At 34.9% G+C, this 23909-nt stretch carries 18 protein-coding genes and 1 tRNA gene; 15 read left to right on the top strand and 4 right to left on the bottom strand.

Annotated features, from left to right (window positions below; translation table 11 throughout):
• Positions 1 to 16 precede the first annotated feature (16 nt).
• From carB to EVJ48_04045, 3 genes are all read left to right on the top strand, one after another.
• Positions 17 to 3343 (top strand): carbamoyl-phosphate synthase large subunit, encoded by a 3327-nt coding sequence (gene carB / locus EVJ48_04055; protein RZV39691.1) that lies wholly within the window; start codon positions 17 to 19, stop codon positions 3341 to 3343.
• A 34-nt stretch (positions 3344 to 3377) separates the two neighbouring features.
• Positions 3378 to 3863 (top strand): transcription elongation factor GreA, encoded by a 486-nt coding sequence (gene greA / locus EVJ48_04050; protein ID RZV39690.1) that lies wholly within the window; start codon positions 3378 to 3380, stop codon positions 3861 to 3863.
• Positions 3864 to 3950: 87 nt separating this feature from the next.
• Positions 3951 to 4181, top strand: a complete 231-nt coding sequence (locus tag EVJ48_04045) for a NifU family protein (protein RZV39689.1) — start codon at positions 3951 to 3953, stop codon at positions 4179 to 4181.
• Between the two features lie 109 nt (positions 4182 to 4290).
• Here the strand turns inward: EVJ48_04045 and alr are convergent, their stop codons facing one another.
• Positions 4291 to 5460: an alanine racemase gene (alr, locus tag EVJ48_04040; protein ID RZV39688.1), complete on the bottom strand. Its 1170-nt coding sequence runs from the start codon at positions 5458 to 5460 to the stop codon at positions 4291 to 4293.
• A 388-nt stretch (positions 5461 to 5848) separates the two neighbouring features.
• Between alr and EVJ48_04035 the strand changes: the two genes are divergently transcribed.
• From EVJ48_04035 to EVJ48_04020, 4 genes are all read left to right on the top strand, one after another.
• Positions 5849 to 7276: a TldD/PmbA family protein gene (locus tag EVJ48_04035; GenBank protein ID RZV39687.1), complete on the top strand. Its 1428-nt coding sequence runs from the start codon at positions 5849 to 5851 to the stop codon at positions 7274 to 7276.
• A gap of 15 nt (positions 7277 to 7291) precedes the next feature.
• The gene (locus EVJ48_04030; protein ID RZV39686.1) at positions 7292 to 8653 is read left to right on the top strand and encodes a hypothetical protein; all 1362 of its coding nucleotides are present in this window, start codon (positions 7292 to 7294) and stop codon (positions 8651 to 8653) included.
• Positions 8654 to 8772: 119 nt separating this feature from the next.
• Positions 8773 to 9180 carry a hypothetical protein gene (locus EVJ48_04025; protein RZV39685.1) on the top strand — a complete coding sequence of 136 codons (408 nt, stop codon included), beginning with the start codon at positions 8773 to 8775 and terminating at the stop codon, positions 9178 to 9180.
• A gap of 133 nt (positions 9181 to 9313) precedes the next feature.
• Positions 9314 to 10972 (top strand): ATP-binding protein, encoded by a 1659-nt coding sequence (locus EVJ48_04020; protein RZV39684.1) that lies wholly within the window; start codon positions 9314 to 9316, stop codon positions 10970 to 10972.
• 22 nt (positions 10973 to 10994) lie between these two features.
• On the opposite strand, the gene EVJ48_04015 is transcribed toward EVJ48_04020, so the two are convergent.
• Entirely contained in the window at positions 10995 to 11477 is a 483-nt protein-coding gene (locus tag EVJ48_04015) for a dTDP-4-dehydrorhamnose 3,5-epimerase (GenBank protein ID RZV39683.1), read from the bottom strand.
• Positions 11478 to 11576: 99 nt separating this feature from the next.
• Here EVJ48_04015 and EVJ48_04010 point away from each other — a divergent pair, with 99 nt between their 5' ends.
• Complete coding sequence (locus EVJ48_04010) at positions 11577 to 13862, top strand: hypothetical protein (protein ID RZV39682.1); 2286 nt, start codon at positions 11577 to 11579, stop codon at positions 13860 to 13862.
• 60 nt (positions 13863 to 13922) lie between these two features.
• The gene (locus EVJ48_04005; GenBank protein ID RZV39681.1) at positions 13923 to 14558 is read left to right on the top strand and encodes a nitroreductase family protein; all 636 of its coding nucleotides are present in this window, start codon (positions 13923 to 13925) and stop codon (positions 14556 to 14558) included.
• 20 nt (positions 14559 to 14578) lie between these two features.
• Here EVJ48_04005 and EVJ48_04000 read toward each other — a convergent pair whose 3' ends face one another.
• Together EVJ48_04000 and EVJ48_03995 are read right to left on the bottom strand one after the other, a co-directional pair.
• The gene (locus tag EVJ48_04000; protein ID RZV39680.1) at positions 14579 to 15757 is read right to left on the bottom strand and encodes a C4-dicarboxylate ABC transporter; all 1179 of its coding nucleotides are present in this window, start codon (positions 15755 to 15757) and stop codon (positions 14579 to 14581) included.
• Between the two features lie 299 nt (positions 15758 to 16056).
• Positions 16057 to 16133 (bottom strand) — tRNA-Arg (locus tag EVJ48_03995).
• Between the two features lie 428 nt (positions 16134 to 16561).
• Here EVJ48_03995 and EVJ48_03990 point away from each other — a divergent pair.
• The 6 genes from EVJ48_03990 to EVJ48_03965 all read left to right on the top strand — a co-directional run bounded on the left by EVJ48_03990 (position 16562) and on the right by EVJ48_03965 (position 23907).
• Positions 16562 to 18295 (top strand): hypothetical protein, encoded by a 1734-nt coding sequence (locus EVJ48_03990; protein ID RZV39679.1) that lies wholly within the window; start codon positions 16562 to 16564, stop codon positions 18293 to 18295.
• 171 nt (positions 18296 to 18466) lie between these two features.
• Complete coding sequence (locus EVJ48_03985; protein ID RZV39678.1) at positions 18467 to 20188, top strand: hypothetical protein; 1722 nt, start codon at positions 18467 to 18469, stop codon at positions 20186 to 20188.
• 4 nt (positions 20189 to 20192) lie between these two features.
• Positions 20193 to 21470 carry a hypothetical protein gene (locus EVJ48_03980; protein RZV39677.1) on the top strand — a complete coding sequence of 426 codons (1278 nt, stop codon included), beginning with the start codon at positions 20193 to 20195 and terminating at the stop codon, positions 21468 to 21470.
• A gap of 59 nt (positions 21471 to 21529) precedes the next feature.
• Positions 21530 to 22183, top strand: coding sequence for a type II secretion system protein (locus EVJ48_03975; protein RZV39676.1), 654 nt, complete (start codon positions 21530 to 21532; stop codon positions 22181 to 22183).
• Positions 22184 to 22352: 169 nt separating this feature from the next.
• Positions 22353 to 22931, top strand: a complete 579-nt coding sequence (locus EVJ48_03970; protein RZV39675.1) for a hypothetical protein — start codon at positions 22353 to 22355, stop codon at positions 22929 to 22931.
• A gap of 13 nt (positions 22932 to 22944) precedes the next feature.
• Entirely contained in the window at positions 22945 to 23907 is a 963-nt protein-coding gene (locus tag EVJ48_03965; protein RZV39674.1) for a type II secretion system protein, read from the top strand.
• The last annotated feature ends 2 nt before the right edge of the window (positions 23908 to 23909 follow it).

Raw genomic sequence — 23909 nt, 5'->3', positions numbered from 1 at the left:
TTAAAAAAATAATCACATGCCTAAAAGAACGGATATTAAAAGAATTCTAATAATAGGTTCGGGACCCATTGTAATAGGACAGGCCGCCGAGTTTGACTATTCCGGTACGCAGGGAGCTAAAGCTCTTACCGAGGAGGGATACGAAGTAATATTGGTAAATTCAAATCCTGCAACCATAATGACCGATCCCGACAACGCATATAAAACTTATATAGAGCCGCTAACTAAGGATTTTGTCGAAAAAATTATCGAAAAAGAAAGACCTGACAGTATATTGCCCACGCTTGGAGGGCAGACCGCGCTCAATTTAACTCTGGAACTTTTTGATGCGGGAGTCGTACAAAAATACGGGTTAAATATCCTGGGCGCTAACATAGATGCTATAAAAAAAGCGGAAGACAGGGAATATTTTAAGAAAAGCATGGAAAAAATCGGGGTGCCTGTTTTACAGGGCGGTTTCGCCAGGAATATGGACGAAGCGTATGAAGTTCAAAAAACTATAGGGTTTCCCGTAATTATAAGGCCTTCTTTTACTCTCGGCGGAAGCGGCGGCGGAATAGCTTATAACATATATGAGTTTGGGGAAATAGCCGCAAACGGTTTGAATTTAAGTCCGATAAGCGAAATATTGATAGAAAAATCCGCAATAGGATTTAAGGAAGTAGAGCTTGAAGTGATGACCGATAAAAATAAGAATACCATTATAATATGCTCTATAGAAAATCTTGACCCTATGGGAATTCATACCGGCGATTCCATAACTATCGCTCCGGTTCAAACTTTAAGCGACGGAGATCTTCAGAAAATCAGGGATTATTCTATAAAGATAATGAGCGAAATAGGCGTAGAAACCGGCGGATCAAATATTCAGTTTGCCTTAGACCCAGATTCCGAAAACGTTTACGTCATAGAAATGAATCCAAGGGTATCGAGAAGCTCAAGTCTTGCCTCTAAAGCCACAGGTTTTGCGATTGCAAAAATTGCGGCAAAACTTGCAGTCGGATATACTTTAGACGAAATTACCAACGATATAACTAAAAAAACGCTTGCATGTTTTGAACCTTCTATAGACTATGTAGTAACTAAAATACCTCGTTTTACTTTTGAAAAATTTCCTCAAACCGACAGCACGCTGACTACTCATATGAAATCCGTAGGCGAAGTAATGGCCATAGGAAGAACCTTTGCCGAATCCCTGCAAAAAGCGGCAAGGTCTTTAGAAAACGGATATTACGGCATAGAATCGCTTTACGGCTTAGATCTTTCTTACGATTTAATAAACGAAAAACAGGATATGGAAGTCGTTAAAGAAGAAATTAAATTGTTAATAAAAAATAACGATTTTCGAAGACTTTTTTTGATAGCGGACGCGTTAAGGGCAGGATTTTCGGCTAAAGAAATTAATGAATTTTCTAAAATAGATATGTGGTTCCTTGCCCAGATTGAATCAATAATAGAACATGAAAGAAAGCTGTTTTTTGCCGAAGAGCCTTTAAAAAATATTGACCTTATTAAAGAATCTAAAGAGATGGGTTTTTCAAACAGGATTATAGCTAAATTAATTGCAAGAAAAAAAGACGGAAAACATATTTTACCGGAAGAATATTTAAAAAAAGACCTCAAGGCTGTTTCAATTATCGAAGAAACCAAAAATGCGGTTTATGGAGCTTTAAAAGATGCGGGCATAAAAAGAGTCTTTAAAAAGGTCGATACATGCGCTGCTGAATTTGAAGCCGCTACGCCTTATATGTATTCTTCATTTGATAAGTTTAATGAGGTAGAGCCGATTGATAACGAAAAGGTCGTTATCTTGGGAAGCGGTCCTAACAGAATAGGACAGGGCATAGAATTCGACTATTGTTGCGTTCACTGCTCTCTCGCGCTAAAGGAGAAAAAAATTTCCTCTATAATGCTGAACTGCAATCCGGAAACTGTTTCCACCGATTACGATACTTCTTCGAGGCTATATTTCGAGCCTTTAACTTTTGAAGATGCCGAAGCTGTATGCGATGCCGAAAACAATCCTCCTGTTATACTTCAATTCGGAGGACAGACGCCCCTTAAATTAGCAAAGAAATTTGATTCCCAAGGCATAAAAATTCTTGGGACGCCTTATAAATATATAGACATAGCGGAAGATAGGGAAAAATTTAAAAATATAATAAATAAATTAAATTTATTACAGCCTGAAAGTTCTATGGCATTCAGCGGCGAAGAAATATTCGACAAAGCAATATCTATCGGTTTTCCGGTTCTCCTGAGGCCTTCTTACGTTCTTGGCGGAAGAGCGATGGAGGTTATTTACGGAGAGGAAGGGCTTTCGGAATATATAAAAAAGATATTTAAGCAGGATATTTCTTTTCCGATACTTATAGACAAATTTTTAGAAGATGCCATAGAAATAGACGTAGATGCTTTAAGCGACGGAGAATCGGTTTATATAGCGGGAATAATGGAACACATTGAAGAGGCGGGAGTTCATTCGGGAGACAGCGCATGTTCGCTTCCATCTTTTTCTTTAGATAATAAATCTATCGAAAAAATTAAAGATATTACCGAAACTATTTGCAGGGAATTTTACGTGAACGGGCTTATTAATATTCAATTTGCGGTAAAAAACGAAAAAATATACATTATAGAAGTAAATCCAAGGGCATCGAGAACGGTTCCGTTTATAGGCAAGGCTACCGGAGTACAGATAGCAAAATTAGCAACAAGAATTATGCTCGGAGAAAAACTTAAAAGTTTTAATCTAGGCAGGTCTTTCGATATTAATTATTACTGCGTAAAGGAAGCCGTATTTCCTTTTTCTAAATTTTCCAACGTCGATCCTATGCTTGGCCCAGAAATGAGATCTACGGGAGAAGTTATGGGAATAGATTCAAGTTTCGGAATGGCTTATGCAAAGTCGCAGATAGCCGCCGGACAGAACCTGCCTCTTGCCGGAAACGTTCTTATAAGCGTAAAAGACGAAGACAAAAAATATTTAAAAGAACTGGGCATATCTTTAACCGAAGCGGGACTTAATATACTTGCGACGAAAGGAACATCCGAATATTTAGAAGGAGTAGGCATTAAAAACGTAAAAATAAACAAAGTGAAAGAAGGGCGCCCCCATATCATAGACGCGCTTAAAAATAAGGAAATATCAATGATAATTAATACGCCGCGGGGGCAAAAATCTTTGGAAGATTCTTATGTTATAAGAAGAAGCGCAATAGAGTTTTCCCTGCCGTATTATACGACTATACGCGGGGCGGAAGCTGCGTGCATGGCTATTAAAGCTCTTAAGGAAAATAATATCTCCGTTAAAGCTTTACAGGATTATTATAAAGGTATATAAATAAATATTACAATTTATCCGGGAGGTGATAATTTTGGCAACCAACGAAAAAGCTTTTTATATAACTAAAGAGGGGCATGAAAATTTAGTTAAAGAGCTGAAAAGACTCAAATCCGTAGAAAGACCGGCAAATATAAAAGCTATAGAAGAGGCAAGGGCGCACGGGGATCTTTCCGAAAATGCCGAATACCAGTATGCAAAGGACAAACAGGGTTTTATAAACGGCAAGATTATGGAGATTGAAGACCAGATTGCAAGGGCGCAGATTATAGACGTATCTAAAATATGCGAAGAAAAGATAGTGTTCGGCGCTACCGTTACCCTGCTTGACCTAAATACCGACAAAGAGGTATCTTATAAGATAGTGGGGGATGCCGAGTCCAATATTAAAGAAGGCAAGATTTCTATCAGCTCGCCTATAGCTAAGGCTTTAATAGGCAAATGTATCGGCGACGAAGCTAAAATTAACGTTCCAAACGGCGTTAAAGAGTTTGAAATAATTGACATTAAATACATATAGATGTATAATATTTATAGAATAAGCTTTATATCGCCGCATTTTAAGCATGCCGGTTAAAGCGAAAAAAAATAAATAAAGGGAGGATATATGGCATTAGATAAAGCTGAAGTATCAAAGGTAATAGACGAAATAAGGCCTTCACTGCAGTATGACGGAGGAGATGTTGAGTTGGTTAATATACATGACGACGGAACCGTCGATGTAAGACTTAAAGGAGCATGCGCTCACTGCATGGGATCTATAATGACCTTAAAAGGTGGAATTGAACGCCTTCTTAAGGAACGCATTCCGGAAGTTAAAGAAGTTAATGCAGTTTAAATATAGAAAAAAGGCGTCAGATTTTATTTTACGCATATGAAAAAAACAATTAACGATAAAATATGTTGCGTAAAATAAAATCTGACGCCTTTTTTATTTTTTATCAATTTCAAACGTAAATTTTTTTGTTGGATTTACCAAAATTAAGGCATATCTCATAAGGAATAGTTTCGGATAGAGAGGCTATTTCTTCTATTTTAATTTCGTTTAAACCATCTTTGCCCGTGATTATAACTTCATCGCCGGCTTTGATGTTTTTTATCTCGGAAACGTCTACTATCGTCATATTCATCGTAACAATACCTATTATAGGCGCAAAACCGCCGTTTATTAAAAACCTTCCTTTGTTAGACAGCAGTCTGGGTATACCGTTGTCGTAACCTGCGGAAACTATTCCTATAGTCATATCGCGGTCAGCTCTGAACGTATTATTGTAGGATACGAAACTGCCTTTTTTAATATTTTTAATTTGTAAAATTTTAGATTTTAAAGTCATTAACTGTTCAAGTTTAAATTCAGAGTCTGTTTCCTGATTATTTATACTGTTTTTATTATTATTTATGCCATATTTAGTTTCTTTATTCGGATTAAATCCGTAAAGTAAAATTCCCGGCCTGACCGCATTTGAGCAGTCGTCTAACAAACTGCCGTTTAAAATAGACGAACTGGCGCTTATGTGTATGTATTGAGGGGTTATTTTATATTTTGCCATAACCGAAATTATTTTTTTAAAATTATTTATTTGATAATTAGTGTATTCTAAGTTGTTTCCATAAGATAAATGGCTGAACAAGCCTTCGAGGTTGAAATATTTCTTGTTGTCGCCAATAATGCGCGCAGCCTCTTCCATCTCCGTTTCGACAAGTCCAAGCCTGCTCATTCCCGAATCGAATTTTAAATGCAAATTTAAAGTTTTATTTATTTTGGAAGATTTCATTTTATCTAATAATTCTTTTAGATAATCCAAGCTATATACTCCTATGCTTAAATTTAAAGCGCTTGCCGCTTCTAAATTTTCCAAATTAATTCCTTTCAGCATAAGAAGTTTTGCTGACGGTATTTTTTTTAAGATATTTTCGGCTTCTTCAATTTCTATAATTCCGAAAAAATCTATCCCGTTTTTGAAAAGCGATTCGGCTATCGGTAAAAGCCCGTGTCCGTATGCATTAGATTTGATTACGGCGATAATCTTTTTGTCTTTTAAAGATGTTCTGTTTTTAATAAAGTTAAGATTATTTACGAGGTTATTAAGATTTATATATAAATAGGTATCTTCCATAGATTTATTTTAAGTAAAATTTTGCCTAAAGTCAATTTATACGTTATTCCCAAAATTGCCGATAGAAATTATTAAAAATATTGCAATGTTTTAATAACACTGGATTCCCGCATCTTTTGCCTGCATCAAAGACATGCTTTGATAAACGCAGGCAAAAGATGCGGGAATGACACCCGTTGGGTGCAAAGTTAAATATCCACAAAGTCATTCCTGCGTAAGCAGGTGCGGTTTAAAGCCGTCGGTATTTAGACGGCTCATCCAGAAAAATAAATTTCTATCGGCAAATTTGCGTTATTTAAATGACGCATGTTTTATGTTTTTCCTTGTCGAATAAGGTATTTTCTGCTATTATATAACTATAAAAATATAATATTATCAGGGGATAAAAATGAACATAGAAGATATTAATTTTAAAGCCGTTATAGATAATGCGCGCATAGGCTCTGATGATTTTATAGACATCTTTATAGAAAGTAAAGTTTCAACGGTTTTATCCAATGAAAGCAAAAGGCTTGAAAAAGCAATTAAAGGTTTGATTCTGGGTGCCGGTATAAGGTTAATATCAAATAAAAAAACCTATTACGCATATACTAATAATATTGAAGAATCGAATTTATTAAATATCGCTTCTCAGTTAAAAAAAGCGGCTTTAAGCGATATAAAAAATAATGAAGGAAACGAAAGGAGTGAAGATTCGAGCAACTTATTTTTAAATTTTAACGAAAAAAAGCCGAAAATAGATTTTAATATAATAAAAGACGTTACCGGGGTTTCTATAGACGAAAAGTTGATGAAAGTTTCTCCTGTCGTGGACTACTCTTGGAATTACGATAAAAAAGTAGTACAAGTCAACGTTACTTATTCAGATTATAAGCAGGACGTATTAATAGTTAATTCCGAAGGCGATTTAGTTAAAGATTACAGGGAAAATTTAGCTTTTTTAGTCAATATAGTAGTTTCGGACGGTAAGAAAACCGAGGTCGGTTATGAATCTGCTGGCGGATTTACCGGTTTTGAATTTTTTGACGCAAACGATCCTGAGAGTATAGCAAAAAAAGCTTTAGACAGAGCCTTGTCGCAGCTTTCGGCTCCTTTTGCGCCTTCAGGACCTATGACGGTAGTACTGTCGAGCGAGGCAGGCGGAACAATGATACATGAAGCAATAGGTCACGGTTTGGAAGCGGATATTGCGGGAAACGGTTTAAGCGTATATTCCGACAAGATAGGCGAACAGGTAGCGTCAAATCTTATAACCGTAATAGACGACTCTTCGTTGGTCGGAAAAAGAGGTTTTTACAGATTTGACGACGAAGGGACTTGTTCAAGAAAGAATATTCTAGTCCAAGACGGAGTTTTAAAAAAATATATGTCCGACAGATTATCTTACGTTAAATACGGCTATGAATTAACGGGCAACGGAAGAAGGCAGTCTTACGAACATATTCCGATAGTCAGGATGTCTAATACGATGATTGCGCCCGGCGAAACTAATCCTGAAGATATTATAAGGAGCGCAGAGGACGGATTATTTGTTAAAAAAATGGGAGGCGGACAGGTTAATACAGTTACCGGAGATTTTGTATTCGACGTTATGGAGGGATATATAATTAAAAAAGGTATAGTTCAGGAAGCCGTCAGCGGCGCGACACTAATAGGCAACGGCCCCGATATACTTAAAAATATAGATATGGTTGGAAACGATTTGGGTTTCGGCATAGGAACATGCGGAAAAGACGGTCAGGGCGCTCCAGTAGCAGATGCTCAACCTACGTTAAGAATTCCGTCCATTATAGTCGGCGGTAAAAATTCAAAATAAATAAAGCAATAAAGGATGGAAAGAATAAAAGACTGGAAATCATATCAGAAGACGCTTAATAAAAGAAAAAATAAGAAAAATAGGTTTGTTTATTTTGCCAAGTATATATCATTGTTAGTTCTTGCAGGCGTTTTTTTATACGGTTTCGTTAAGTTTTATTATTACGGCAGGCATTTTTTCTTATCAAAGAACAAACCTGTGCTTGGAACCGGCATAAGACCTATAAAATTTATTAAGGCTTCCGCCGTTTTAAAAAAACGAGGATTTAACGGTTTTAGTTCGGACGAAGTAAATTCGCTCAAATCTCTTAAGAGGTATTTTAAGTATCATAATCCGGTTTTTAAAACTATTAAAAACGGACGATATATTCAAAAAATAGGCAATTATACCGTAGTATATACAGTAGTTCCATCCGTTCAGGAAGAAGCCGAAAAAGTATTTAAGGAATATGCAGTGCCTTACGGAGTACTTGCGGCAGTGAATCCGGAAACTGGCGCAGTATTGGGCTTTGCTTTATATGCCCATAATAAAAAGAAATCTGCCGAGATTTCGCCGCTCATAGCATACCCCCCCGGATCAATCGCTAAAATAATTACGGCTACTGCGGCTATCGAATCCAAAGGTTTTTATCCGGGATTTAATATCTGTTTTAACGGCACGCTTTACGGAACCGATAAAACAAACTGGGAGCAAAATATAGGAACCGGTTCTAACGATATATCTTTTAAAGAGGCGTTTGCTAAATCATGCGACGTAGCTTTCGGAAAAATTGCAGGATATTATGTAGGAAGAAAACTGCTGTTCCGTTATTTCGATAAATTTAATTTCAACAAAAAAATACCTTTTATATTAAATTTACAGGAAAGTAAAGCATATATACCAAAAAAATTTTACCAGTTGGAGCTTACCGGCGCCGGTTTTGAAAACGTTAGGATAACGCCTATCCAGGCGGCTATGGTTGCGGGTGTGGCGATAAACGGCGGGAGATTAATCGAACCTTATATAATAAAGGAAATTATGTCGACAACGGGCAAAATTATTTATAAGCATAAGGGTATCAAAGTTATAGGTTATCCAGTTACTTTAAAAACCGCTTATGTTTTAAAACAGATGATGATAGCAACGGTAACTAACGGTATAGCGCATTCTGATTTCTATAGCTATAACGGCAGTTATATGCTTCCAGGCGTTGTTACAGGAGGAAAAACAGGAACTATATCGGGAAATCATCCAACAGGTTTATACCAGTGGTTTGCCGGTTTCGGAGAAGAAAACAAAAAGAAAATAGCATTATCGGCTTTGGTCGTGGAAAAGCCGGTCTGGAGAATAGAAGGCGGCGGCGTTTCCGAAAAAACACTCTTAGCTTATTTTTTCTGATATAATATTTACATATTCTCATATATTCTAAATTTATATTTGTAATTTATATATATACAATAATAATTTGTTATTACCGGCGATATGTATAATAAATAAAAATAATATCGGAGGCTGTCATGGCTAAATTTTTCCCGTTTGAATATTTTGAACCGGTTTTCGATCATTCGGTCTGCAATATGAAAAGGATACGGAGAGAGCTCAGGCTTGCGGAAGATTTAACGGCTATAGATTATGTATCTATCGTTATTTTAAATATAAAAAAATACAATGGCGATTTTATAAAAACATTAAGCGGCGTGCTGAGAGACTCCGACGTTGTATCGGTTAAAAACGATTTTGTTTATCTTTTTCTGCCCGGAACCGATTTTGAAGGTTCAATGAATATAATAGGGGATTTTAAAGAATTCTACGAAGATGTTTTTGATTATATTATTTCTTCGACCATTTTAAAAGATTTAAAAAACGTTGCGGACGTGTTATCAGAAATAAGCAGGCTTGCAATAGATAAAGGCTGGAGATTATAAGATATTGTAACGCAATCGTAACAAAAATTTAACGCAATCGTAACATATTTGTCATAATCCTGAAACAATTTCTTTTTATAATAAATAATAACGGATTTTAATTATTTATTAAATTAGAAGAGGTTTAGGTATTATGATAACTGCTTTAAACAGTGCGACTTTCATCGGAATAGATGCAGTTCGGGTAAACGTAGAAGTTTTTATATCGGGCGGCATACCGGGCATTATGATAGTAGGGTTACCCGATGTTTCCACCAAAGAGGCCAAGGACAGAGTAAGAGCCGCGATAAAAAATTCCGGTTTTGAATATCCGGTTAAAAAAATAACTATAAATCTAGCCCCTGCCGATATAAGGAAAGAAGGTCCGATATTCGACCTGCCGCTTGCAATAGGCATTTTAATTTCCGCAGGACTCCTTAAATGCGCCTTAAACCTTAACGATTATATAATTGCCGGAGAGCTGTCTTTAAACGGAAAAATAAAAAAAATTAACGGCATAATTGCGCTTGGAATACTTGCTAAAAAAATAAATAAAAAGTTAATTATTCCGTATGAAAACATAAATGCGGCAAAATTTCTTGGAGTCGATTTTGCGGCATTCGGCAGTTTAAAAGAATTATGTATGTTTATTTCGGGAGGAAAAGATTATTATTCAATAGAAGAAAAAGAATCCCAAGTTTATTTTAATAATAAGATAAATATAAATTACGAAAATAAAGAAAACGGCAAATATGACGTTAACGAGAATGAAGAAAATCTTTACTTTAAAAATGTTATCGAAAATGCAAACGCCGTAAAAAAAGAGCGGGGGCAGTATGTCGATTTTGCCGAAATAAAGGGGCAGGAGTTTGCTAAAAGAGCCGTTTTAACCGCTATAGCAGGTCACCATAACATATTAATGGTCGGACCTCCGGGAAGCGGAAAAACTATGCTGGCGCATAGTATAGCATGGATACAACCAGACTTATCGCTTGAAGAATCTTTAGAGACGTCCAATATATACAGTTTTTCAAATAAAAATAAAAAAAATTGCGGCGAGGAAAACGGACTTATATTAAGAAGACCTTTTATTGTCGTGCATCATACTGTATCTCTTGCGGGATTAATAGGCGGAGGGGGCGGTTCTAATCCTCTGCCCGGCGATATAAGCCTTGCGCATAACGGCGTTCTTTTTATAGACGAATTTTCCGAACTTAACAGAAAAACTATAGATGGATTAAGGCAGCCTATGGAAGATAAGTATATTAATTTATCCAGAAGCCGTTTTTCTATAATTCTGCCCAGCAATTTTATGCTTGTCGCCGCAATGAACCCTTGTCCTTGCGGCTATTACGGAGACGCAAAACATGAGTGTAAATGTTCAAGCGCCGACATTTATAAGTTTTATACTAAAATATCGGGACCTATTCTCGACAGATTCGACATATTTATAGAGGTTTATCCTGCGGATTTAGACGAATTAACCGTTAAAGCCGATTTGCCAGATTCCGACGATATTAAAAAATTAGTCGAAAAAACTAGAAATATTCAGATTAGCAGATATAAAGATAGCTGCATCAGGTTTAACTCGTCGGCAAAAAGCACAGATATAGAAAAATATTTTAACATAACGAATGAAGCCCTTAATCTTGCACAAAAAGCCGTAAAAAGATTAAATATTTCTTCAAGGGGCTATTATAGAATATTGCGCGTTTCAAGGACTATAGCCGACCTCGACATGAAAGAAGAAGTAGATGCAGATTCCGTGTTGGAAGCATTAAATTACAGGAATACAAAACTTATAAAAGCGTAAAGATTATCCAAATTATATTTATCTAATCGAAAATAAATATAGTTTTGGGGTCGGATTCATATCTGATTTCGTCAACCGGCTCTTTTTTATTTTTTCCGGCGAATAATTTATTGGCGGCATTAATAACGAGACCGTTTTTTCCGCCTATGTTTTTATATGCGTGAACTACGCCAGGAGGCACCGTCAGTGCCGAAGGCTTATTTTCACCGAGAAACAGTATCATTTTATTCATGTATGTAGGGGAATCTTTTCTGTTGTCCCACAATATAATTTTAAAATCGGAAGGGCCTATAAAGCAAAAATAGTCGGTTTGATATACGTGTTCGTGAGGTCCTCTTTGCACTCTAGGCATTGTTAAAGATACATAAGACATCTGAGGGAAAACGGATTCGTCTAATTCGTCGCTCCTGTAAAGTTCCGCAAGCCAACCCCGTTCGTCTATATATTTTTCGATTCTTTTAAGTGTTACGCCGTTAATTTCAGCGAGTTTGAATGTAACGCCCATAATATTTAACGCTTTATTTTTAAACTATTTAAGGTAAAATTAAAATAGTATAGCTTTAATGTTTTTTATGATTATATTATAAATTTGCTATTTAAATCAATGAAAAACTTTGTAAAAGTTTTAACGTTAAGTTTTGCGATAGCAGTTTTTTGTTTGTTATGCGTCACTAACGGCGCATATGCGGGAATAATTCATATTTACGGCGACAAATTTCCTATGCAGACCGTTAAAATAAATGCTGTTTTTAATCCGAAAACCGAAACTATATCCGGCAGTGAAATAATTAATTATATCCGGTATAATTTTAAAAAAAAATATGAAGAAAAATATCGTAAAATAAAAAAAATCGGCGATAAATATAAAAATTTCAGAGGCATATATATAAAAATTTATCGTAATTTTTATATTATGTTTTATCCGAACATCTTTTATAAAAAACCTAAGAATATAAAAGATTTTGATTTTCATCAGCTTTACCCTTACGATTTTAATAGGGGATATATAAGCATAAAGAGTTTATCTTATAGTTCGACAATACATAAATTATACAAATCTTATAAAGTTAAAATTGTTTTTAAGACGAAAATTCCTCAGGCAATCGGCAACTTCGGGCATTTTAAACAAGAAACAGTAATTAATGCTCCGTTTTATCCATATATTTCCTCAGGCAAAAAATTTAATCCCCAAACCGATATTAATTTTAAAGTTAATCTTAAAATAAAAGCCGGATATAAAGCGTTTTTTAACGGCAAAATTTATAAAAAAAACTTTTTTATCGGGAAGAGAACTAATTTTATTTCTTTAATATTCGCAAAAAAATTTATAAAAAGCAGAATTTCTAACGTAAAAACAGGTTTATCTATATTTTTTTTTCAGCCTTACCCGTACAATTTTGGACGGTCAAATAAAAAAATAGACAAGGCGGCGTTATTATTGGATAAATACAATATGTTGAAATTAAAAAAAATAAATATAGTTTACGTTCATTTAAGGCGGAGTTTATGGCTAAAACCGCCTTTATATTCAAAAACTATTTTAATAAGCACGAGATTCGGCAATATTTTTCCAAATTTTTATATATATCAAAAATTAAATATTATAAAAGGATTAATATATTTAAACACGGTTAATTATAAAAAATTTATAAACGAAATAAGCATTGGTATGAGCAGTTACAAGTACTACCTGTATTCGCAAGAATTAAAAAAATATACTGATTTAGAATTCAAAACGTTTTTGAAAAAATATATAAATAGCAATCCGAATATAAAAAATATCGTTAAAAAATTTAATTTTATTCAGGGAGTAAATACGGTTATAAATTATCCTATATTTCCTTTGTATTATATATATTTTACAGGTTTTCCGCGCACGCACGGGTTTAAAAACGGAGTATATTATTACAATAACGATTTAAATATTATAAACAAAGAAAAGATTGAAAAAAAAATTTTAAGTAAAAAGAAAAACGACTATTATAAACTTTTCCTAAGCAGTACAGGCGGTAATATAAGTCCTGATAGCGGACGTTCTGAAGGCTATCTAAATTTTACCCTGACGAAAAAACACGGTTATAGAAACGGCATTTTATTTAATATATTTAAAACATATTACGGAAGAGGCATAAGCATAGGTTTGTCTCATCAGCTTGGAAATTTTTTTCCTGTCGCCCAGACATACAGGCAGTCGATTTTCGGTTCGATAAATTTTATGCAGATAAGCCCCTCTGCATCGGGCGATTCTGTAATTTATCAAAATTCTAAAAGACTGACGGAATTTACAGTCGGCTATGGATATAATTCGGTAGATTATAATATTAATCCTCAATACGGTTCATCGTTTAACTTTACTTATAATATAGCCAATTCAAATATATTTTCGCCTTTTTCCTTTAGTCAGTTTATGCTGCAGTATGTAAGAAATTTTAAAATAAATGCGGATAACATAATATCCGTAAGAGGCATAGGCGTTTTTGCCGACGGAAACGTTCCCGAAGCTCTTGATTATTATCTGGGCGGAATTAACGGCATTATGGGTATACCTGCAAGCGAACCCTTTATCGGTAACGATGCCGTAATTGCCGAAGCAGATTATGAAAGAAATATATACCGGGGATTAAACTTGAATCTATTAGATAACCTTATTGATATAACCGCCGTGACCGGAAACGTAATAGGCGGCGCAGGCAAGCTTGACGATACCGTTCCTTCGGTTATTCATAAAGGCGTTATATATAGTTTTGCGGGACTCGGTTTGCACTTCAAAACTTACTTTTTCGGGATATATCCCGAAATGTTTAGTTTTTACGCCGCAAAAGCGTTCGGCGACAGAGTCGGCTCTGAATACGGGGTCAGATATTATTTCGGATTGAATCAGCCGTTTTAATTAAATCGTTTTTGTTATATAATATTACGATAATTTCGGAGCTTTAAACGAAATAAGCATATAAATAAATGTTTTGCAAAAAGGAGACGTAAATTGGACTTAATAGAAGCAGTTAAAACCAGAAAGAGCATAAGAAAATTCGAGTCTGAAGACGTTGATTTGAATCTGATAAAAAAAATTATGGAAATTTCTATAAATTCGCCAAGCGGGGGAAACGCTCAAAACTGGTTTACATATATAATTAAAAACAAAGATATTCTTAATAAAATGAGAAGCGAAGTGGAAACCGTATATAAAAACGTAACGGGCAAAGATGCGCCGGACGTTTATGCATTTTTTAACGAAGCGCCGGTCGTACTTGCAGTCGTGGAGAAGCCGTATACCGGCAGTATTGATAAAATACTTGAAAATAACGATAAAAATAAAGACAGGAATTTCGCCAGAAAATTTATAGTAAATCCGGGACTTCAGGGCGTATCCAGCTTTATAGCCCACATTTTGCTTGTAGTTCACAACGAAGGACTTGGGGCATGCTGGATGACGGGACCCCTAATCGCCAAACCTGAAATAGAAAACATACTCGGTATTAAAAGCCCCGACAATCTCGTTGCATTGATTCCTGTCGGAAAACCGGTCGAAAGAAAGTCTAAATCGTCGAGGATGAATGTCGAAGAAGTTATTACGGTTGTATTATAATGCAAGATTAAGATATTGAATTAAACAGGGCATTCTTTAGATTCGTCCGGCAAACCAGTTTCTGTCGACAGGCACGGAGCTTTAAAAAGATAGCCGTGCCACATGCCATGAAGCGTTCTCGACGTAACTAACGTCCAGAATCCAGCAAGCATTATGACGAATATAGCCCCAGTAATCCTGAAAAATTCAATACCGGTAATCCTATAGAATATAATCGTAGCTGCAGTGTAAACACCCAGCGGGAAGGTAAATCCCCACCAGCCCATATTAAAAGGCATTCCTTCTTTTACATATCTTATAGTTAATAATAATGCAATAATAAGCCACCAGAAACCGAATCCCCATATAACCAGCCCGCCTATAGGACCGAATGCTGCAGCCGTTTTAGCGTAAATAAAAAGTTTAGTGCCGATAAATGCACGCGGTGCATCGCTTCCCAGGAGAAGAAGTCCTAAACTTCCCGTGCCTATCGGACCCAGCGTCAACCAGGTAGAAACCGCCATATCTTTATGCGGCAATTTGTGCCAGGCAAGACGCAAAAACAGTATAACGAGAACGCCGAAAGCTAAAGGAACCGAGAATGCCCATAAAGCATAGCCGGTAACTACTACTACTCTTGCCGCCGCCGCCGCTAAATGCGGAGCAAGAAAACCTCCCGAAGAAGCCGCAACTTCGGCGGGTACTATAGGCAATAGCCATACGGCAGTCATGTCTTCAATGCTGTGGGTATGGTTAGTGAACATATAGAAAGGCACAAGAATACCTACAATAACGCTTATTATTACGTCTATCCACCATAAATAGAAAGCAAGATTGACCATTTTCGGGCCTGCGAAATTTAAAAAACCGTTTATAATAGTTACCAATCCCATAGGAATAGCTCCAAGAAACATGGATTGAATCGGGTGGCCGAACAACTTTACCGCCGATTTAAAATAAAAAACAAATCTGCCTATAAATAAAACGCTAAAGATTACAAAAAGAAAAATATTTATAACCCATAAAGTTTTAGCTACCATTAAGAGACCCGGCACATAAAACGGGAAAGCTCCCAGCATAAGAGACAAAATTCCAGTACCCATATTCATAGTAAACCAGTTTGGGGTGAATTGTCTTATAAGGTCGCTCGGTTTGTTCATTTGTTTCAACGGGCGCAAATTGTTGACAAACGAGCCGTTTTTTTTAATATCTTTTTTCATAGATTTTAAATAAATTATATTTATATTGTTTAATTATTAGATATAAAAATATAACGATATTATATTTTTATATAAACTAACATTGAAGCGCTATTAAAGATATCATTTTTTTTAAATTATATCAAGAAAATTTTAAAATATAAATATGTTATATTTTTAAAATAATTTCTTATTTTAAGAGTTTTAAAATGTTTACAAAGGAAGAATTTTTAAATATAAGCTATGTATATATTTCCCGAAACTTTACATTTCTTTGACGCGAGAAGGTTTTAAAAACGATATTAAAACCCTTGATTTAATGGTGCGTCCAGCAGGATTCGAACCTGCGACCCACAGCTTAGAAGGCTGTTGCTCTATCCATCTGAGCTATGAACGCATAATTGGATAGTATTATCTTTAATATATATAAATAATACCATTTATACCTATTTCTGTCAATTATCGAAATGCGTTTTTTAAAGTACGTTGTGTCGAAAGCATGTATTAAACGGAGCTTGTGAATATTAAGCGTCGTCGGCCAAGGTTTATCCATTGATTCTATTTTTATTTAGTTGTTTGATTATAGTCATTTAAAATTTTCTAAAATATCATCATGAATTTTTGTATATATATTTCGTTTTTTTAGTCCGCGATTCACTATAAAAACCTTTCAATAAAGATTTTTACTATAATCTTGCCCGATATGTAACATAAATTTAACAAAAATTTAATGTAAATGTAACAAAATTGTCATAATGTGGAAACATTAAAAAAATATAATTGAATTATATTTAAAAAATTAACTTAATTAAAAATAAAAAAATTATGAAAATTAAAAACAAAAAATTATCGGCGTTTATATTTATTACTGCAGTTGCAAGTATCGGTATGATTTTTTCGGTTAAAGTATGCGCAGCTTATAATAAGAATCAAAACAGTTTTAACGAATTACTTAAGAAATACGGGATAAAAATTAAAAAAGCCGGAATAGTACATATTAATTTCGATGGGAAAAAGGAGGATCGTCTATCTGTAAATGTTCGTAAAAATAGAGGTTGTGAAGAAATTAACGGAGCAATCTGCAAAAAAAGTTTAACTAAAATGAATATGAATATGCCTTATTTTTTGAGGCAAAGAATTTCACTTTCCGGAAACGGAAGCGTAAAATCCGCATTAATGACTTTATCTCATGAAACGGGCGTTCCTTTTGTAATTTACAGGGGTTTTCCTGATAAATTGAAGAACGAAGCATATTATAAAGATATTCCGTTGTATAAAGTTTTAAACGGACTTTTGGTTTCTAACGGTTTTGCTTACAGTTATAAAAATAAAATGCTTTATGTTTATGCCGTAGAAGAAAAAACCTTCCATATTCCGGTATCGGATCTATTATCAACTTTTTCTTCGACAGTCGGCATGAGCGGTATAGAAGGAGGAGGCGTTAATTCTAGCATTAATAACGGAAATACTCAAGAAATACCGGAAGGAGGCGGGACGGGTATTACAGGAGGAAATACCGAATCATCCGGTTCAGGTTCTTCTGATTCTTTGTCTTCCGGTTTAATAAACTCCGGCGTAAACGGTAATTATGGAAACGGCGGCGGTTATTCGGGCAATCCTTCCGGTTCGCTTTCGCTTACATTGTCGGAATCGGACAGTCTATATTCTATAATTTCCAGAAATATAAAAGAAATGTTAACTAAAAACGGAAAATATTTTATTAATCCGAAAGACGGATTGATATGGGTAAAAGACAGAGTTTCAAATGTCAATGAAGTTGCGGCTTATATAAAAAGAATAAATAAGTTTCTTTCAAAACAGGTGTTTTTAAAAGTTGAGGTAATAGACGTAAATTTAAATAAAGGATTTCAGGCGGGAATAAACTGGAATTTATTATTTAATCAGGCTTTTAAGTCTAATGTTTTTGGGGCGGATTCATTGTCGGTTTCGGCTCAGCTTGCGTCTTCAAACAATATTTCTAATGCGCCGTATATAGGTTTTAAGGGTTCTGGAAGCAACAGCGCAATTTTAAACGCTTTGAGGACTCAGGGGGCAGTCGACGTTATCTCTCAGCCAAGGCTTGTTTTAATGGATGGGCAGACGAGGCTTATATCTTCCGGCACTATAACCCCTTATGTTTCGAGTATTCAGACGATGTCGCTAAGTTTGTCGCAGACGGAAACTTATCCTGTTATATCTCAGGTTCAAACGGGGCTTTCGATATCTTTTACTCCTCATATAAATTTTAAAAATAATTCCGTTTCCGTTACGTTAAGCCTAATAGATAATTCTATTACAGGCTATCAGTCTTTTGCAATCGGGGAGGAAAGTTTCAGTAATCCTGTAATAGAATCGAAAAGCTTTTCCGACACCGTAAACGTAAAGTCGGGTTCGACGATACTTGTAGGAGGAATACTTACGACTGATAAAGTTAAAAATACGTACGGAATTCCTATATTTTCTAAAATACCTCTGTTTGGCAATTTTTTCAAGTCTGTAAACGATACCGATGAAAAAGAAGACCTGCTTATAATGCTTACGCCGAAAATAATCAGATAAAGCTGAATTTACAAAAAATTTGCAGCAGAAAATGAGTATAAAATAAAAATTTTCATTCGTGTTTATTATAGATGTTTATGTATATACGTATATATAGAGCATAAAGATTTATAAACAAACAATAAAGATATCAAAATAAATCAATAATAAATTTATTTGTTTTTTAGTCATATGAAAATCGGCGAATATTTTATATCGAAAAGAAAGTTTACTGAAGAACAGCTTAAAGATGCACTATTCATGCAGTCTATCGGCAAAAAAAGACTGGGTGAAATATTAACGGATTGTGGCTATGTTACAGATGCCGATATAGCGCTTTATGCGGCAGACAGTTCAGGAAGAGAATTTTTCGGCGATTTAAATTCGTTTTATATAGATAAAAAGGAAAATGAATATTTCGGCTTTGCCCTGCTATATGATATTCCAGCCGTAATAGCAAAAAAAGACGGGATCAGCTATATAGTTTGCAATGAAATTACATCATCTTTGTCGGGAAAGATAGCTTTTGACGAACGTCTTAAATCTTATAAAATAGCTATTTCTACGAAAAGAAAAATTTACGAAGCGCTCAGTAAGATATTTATTAGCAATAAAGAGTTCTCCGAAAAAGAAATTTTAAACGAGGCAATTGAAATAGCGTTATTAAAAGGATCACCTAATTTAAGGATAAAAAGAACGGAAAATTTTTACATGATTATTATGGACGGAGAAATTTATCAGGAAAACATAAGAGTTCTAAGCTTGGAGTCGGGACAGAGGATAATAAATATTATAGCCGCAAATTGCAGAATTACTTTAAAAAAAGGCGAGGGATTAGACGCAAAATTTATTTTTGTTTCAAATTTTTATAAAGGGTTAAAAGTTAGCATTAGAGTTGCATTTTTACCCATTTCATCGAAGCTCGACAAAGAAACCATGCTTTTTGAAGCAGTCCTTAGAATTCATGGTTTGAATAAAGTATTCGATTTTGAATCGATAGGTTTTACGGAAGAAAATGCCGAATTGCTAAAAAAATCTTATATACACCCAAACGGACTTATTATAGCTACCGGACCGACCGGTTCCGGAAAAACTACTACATTTTATGCAATGCTTAAACTGCTGTCCCAGAAAAAAGGTACGATTTTGACTATAGAAGATCCGGTAGAAATAGAATTACGCGAATCGAATATAACGCAAATGAATATATCTGAAGATTTTGGATATCCTGAAGCCGTCAGGGTTATGTTGAGAAGCGAGCCGGATATAATGATGATAGGCGAAATAAGGGACGAAATTACCGCAAAACATGCGCTGATGGCTGCAGAAACGGGTCATCTCGTCATGACTACGCTTCACGCTAATTCGTCTCTGTCGATATTCGGAAGATTTAAATCTTTAAATATAGATGTCGTTCAGTTATTTTCGGTATTAAGATTCGTAACGGCGCAGAGGCTGTATAATCCTTTATGTCCAGAATGCAAAAAAAAGATATATTTCGAAGAGTTACCTTCTATTTACAAAAAAGCCCTGATGCAGGACTTACGATTTACCCCAGAAACAGGTTATGAAATGAATATAAAAAGTAAAAATAACATAGCAAGATTTATCGATACGACTTCAGATTTTAAAGAGGTAAAATTTCTCGATGCCGTTTTTGTGAGAGGAGAAAAAAACTGCGACAGTTGCGGCGGAACGGGATACGATAAAAGAAAGCCGCTTATTGAAATTGCCGAGTTTAATGAATCTGCAAAAGAGGAAATATATAAAGACTTAAATTTATTGTTTAATCAGTCTTACTTAGAATCCGTTTTAATAAATTTATCGGGATTTAAATCTTTAAAAACGCAGGCATTTGAAAAATTGCTTGCAGGCGATATAGATCCCCAAGCTTATTTTAGTTTGTCGAGGTAGATTTATGTTAAAAAATTATTTAGTCAAATTTTATACCCCTGAAGGTAAAAGTCTGATAAGAAATATTAAGGCGCAAAATTTATCGGATGCGGAAACGCTTATTTTAGAAGAAGGCTATATGCCGTCATTTGTTTTACCCAATATTTTTTTAGATGCAATAAACCCTACCGGCAACGGAGGAATGAAAGACGCCGAGCTTGCGGTGTTTTTTAATGAACTGCATCATCTCGTCAAATCTACCGGTTCGGTCGGCAAATCTTTTAGTTATATGGACAAAGATATACCAACGCCTGAATCTTCAAAAAAATATGATTTGCTATATTTATTAAAGCGCCTATATTACAGCCATAAGCTTTCAAAGATAAAAAATCGTAAAAAATTGATAAAAAACTGCATTTATTTGTTGGATAAAGGGGAAAGCGTTAAAGAAGCGTTTGCGAGGAATAATTTTGAAGAAATAGCACTTTCCTTAATAGATTTAGCGGAATCTACCGGCGATTATTCGGAATCTTTTTTAAAAATATCCGAATATTTCGAAACTAAAAATATTTATAAAAAAAATATTATAGGAACCTTAGCTTATCCTTTATTTTTATTTTTACTGCTGTTTATAGCTTTTTCGGTTTTTCTTTATTACGTCGTTCCGACTTTTTCGTTATTCTTTAAGCAGTTTCCGAATATTCCCTTGTCTACGGTTTATACGTTAAAATTGTTCGGGCGGTTAAAAAATATTTTTATCTATATAATATTTTTCGCCGTTCTTATTTTCGCCGCTTTTTTGTCGGATTTATCCGGAATAAAAACTAAAGCGTTTTCCTTTTTGCAAAACATACCTCAGTTAAAAAATATTTTAAATTACTCTTATTTAAACTGGATTTTTTATCAATTTTCTTTAATGATATCTTCGGGCGTGACGGTTAACGCAGTATTCGATTATTTTGGAAAAAACAGTTCTAAAGTATATTTTAGAAATAAATTTAAATCAGTTTATCAAGATTTAATTAAAGGCAATACGTTGTTTGATTCTTTGCATAAAGCCGATTTTTTGCCGGAGGATGCCATAGAGTCTATAAGGTACGGCGAAATAGGAGGGTTTTTATCCGAAACGGTTTTGAATCTTTCTAAGGAATTTAAAGAAAAAGCGGACAGATATATGAAAATATTTACTAAAGGATTGTTTTTGCTTGCAATGATAGGCGTAGTACTTTTTTTGCTATTAATGTTTTTTTCTTTATTTTTACCTCTTATTCAGGGAATGGTGGGTTTGTCGGCTAATTACTAAAATTATAAATAAATTTAAAACTAAAAAACAAAAAAATTAAATTTATCCGGAGGAAAATTATGATTGCGCTAAAAAAGAAAGAAATTAAAATTAAAAGCAAAAAAAGCAAAAAAATTAATGACAAGTTGGATTTTCACTCACTAAAAATTTATAAAAACGGGAACGGTTTTACCCTTATGGAAATTATAGTCGCAATGATAGTAGTCGGAATACTTTCGGCAGGGGGATTAATGGTTTATAACGGATTAATAGGTTCTTCCAATGTTACTGCAACGGTTCAATCGGTTACTAAATTAGAATCGGCCGTAAATTCTTATATGCAGGTAAACGGCGGGAGTATAATTCCCCCTGCCGGCGTTTCTCTTCCATATGCTATGCAGGAAGACAACCTGCTCCCTTCTTCATGGACGGTTAACGGCAATAACGTTATACCGCCTAATGCGGGTTTTGTTTCCGCATATCAAATTTCTACCGATTCAAATCCGGGACAGTATATTTACGTCATCGGCATAAACGCTCCGCAGATGACGAATGCCCAGGCTTTAAACATATGCAATTCTTTAGAAAACTCAATATCCGGCGTAGATACCGAGGGCAGTCCCGTCTTTAACATAGGTAACGGTCAAAATTGCTTGACGGATCTGTTCAACGGTAATGCAGCTTCGGCAAATAATTCAAATTTTCAGGGAAGCCTGACCTTTACATTTAATTAACAAGTTAACAATCGTTAAAACAGCGAAAATTAAATTGAAATTAATTAAATCCTTAAAAAAGCTATTAAAGGTTATTTATATGAAACGTTACGGCTATTACATTATTTTAAATATAATGTTTGTTTTTTACTTATTTTTATTGCCAAAATTTTCTTTCGGAATGTCCGGTATGCCTAAGGGTCAAATATATAATATGGAAGCGCAAAATATCGTCAATATTACAGATTTATTAATAAAGGCAGAACATGCTTATTTTCAAAACACGGGAACTTTTACGGATATCACGAGTTTGGAAAACAATAAGCCGGCGTATTTAAGTCCGATGAAAGTTTATAATTTTCAAGGAGATTCATGTTTAGAAAAATTACTCTTTAAAAGCACGACAAATATATGCATTAATTTACAAAACGAATCAATCGAAATTTATATTCCTTTAAATTTGGCCAATGAAGATATAGTCGCTAAAGAAATAAGCAAAGGCATAACGGGTAAGACGGGGCAGGTTTCCGATATTAACGGCTTAGGCGTAGTAACTTTTAGTTTAAACGACGCAGCGCCCTCTTTTCATTCTGCTTCTGCCTCTAACTCTAATACTGGCGCGTCTTCACCGGTTTCATCGGTAAACGTAAGTCCTAACGCCAACGGAGGTATTAATTATACCAATACCGTAGGGACGCAGAGCAATTTATTAACAAAAGTAACGCAGACAATAACAAACTTTTTTGCATCTGTCTTAAGTCTTTTTTAAAAATGGAGGTGTTATGAATATTAATTTTGCTAAAATTTTAGAAAATAATAATAAAGGATTTTCGCTTGCAGGAATTATTGTTTCAATGATAGTTTTGTCGATAATGACTGCGTTAAGCATACCTGCGCTTCAGGGTATTGTATGCGAAAATAGAGCGCAAAACGTATCTGTTCTGGCAAATACTTTGATAAATGCCGAAAGTACCTATGTTAATAATAATAGTAAATTCAGTAGCATAAGTTCTCTTCAATCTGCAGGGTACATAGCTAAAGGCATAGGCATAAATTTTGTCGGAGGCAATCCAAATTCGAATTGCATATACGGAAGTATAAAAACGGAAGACGATACTAAAATATGTTTAAGCGTTAATAATGCCGTTAATAATGGTACCGCTCAGGAAATCAGTTATACTCTTGCCGTTACTCCTTCGCAAAGCGGCGAACCTAACGACTATTATAATTTTTATAAAGAAATAAGGCACGATATTCCCGGAAGTTCGTTAGTTAACGGAAACGAAATAATTTATATAGACCCTATAGCCTTAAGCAATGGAGACGGCGGCATTTATGAACAGTACATAGGAAAGAGTTTTTATATTACAGGCGCAATTTGTTATGTTACGCAAACTATGAGTCGTTATAATCGTGACGGATGGTCAAGAGACTGGGCAGACGGCGAATTGAAGTTATATTTTATAGTTGAAGCTATTGACGGAAATAGCGCTATATTGAGCTATGCCAACGATCCTTATTCCGGATGCGGCGGAGGTTCTGCATATACAAATAATTCCGGCGTTACCTATACCGAAAATTACTGGGTAGGAGGAGCGTTTCAGAGTAAATATCTTCCTGAAGTTTACGGGAACGTAAGGTATTCTTATTGGGAAGGCGGAATGAATTACGTTCAAGTAGAACCCGCAGGATATGAGATAAAAATACCTGCAAATTATCTTCCAGACCTTATAAAATTAAATTAAAC

It is taken from the genome of Candidatus Acidulodesulfobacterium acidiphilum (assembly GCA_008534395.1).
GTDB lineage: Bacteria > SZUA-79 > SZUA-79 > Acidulodesulfobacterales > Acidulodesulfobacteraceae > Acidulodesulfobacterium_A > Acidulodesulfobacterium_A acidiphilum.
Note: the sequence above shows the minus strand (reverse complement) of the source record. Positions and strands in the feature narration are given on the sequence as shown.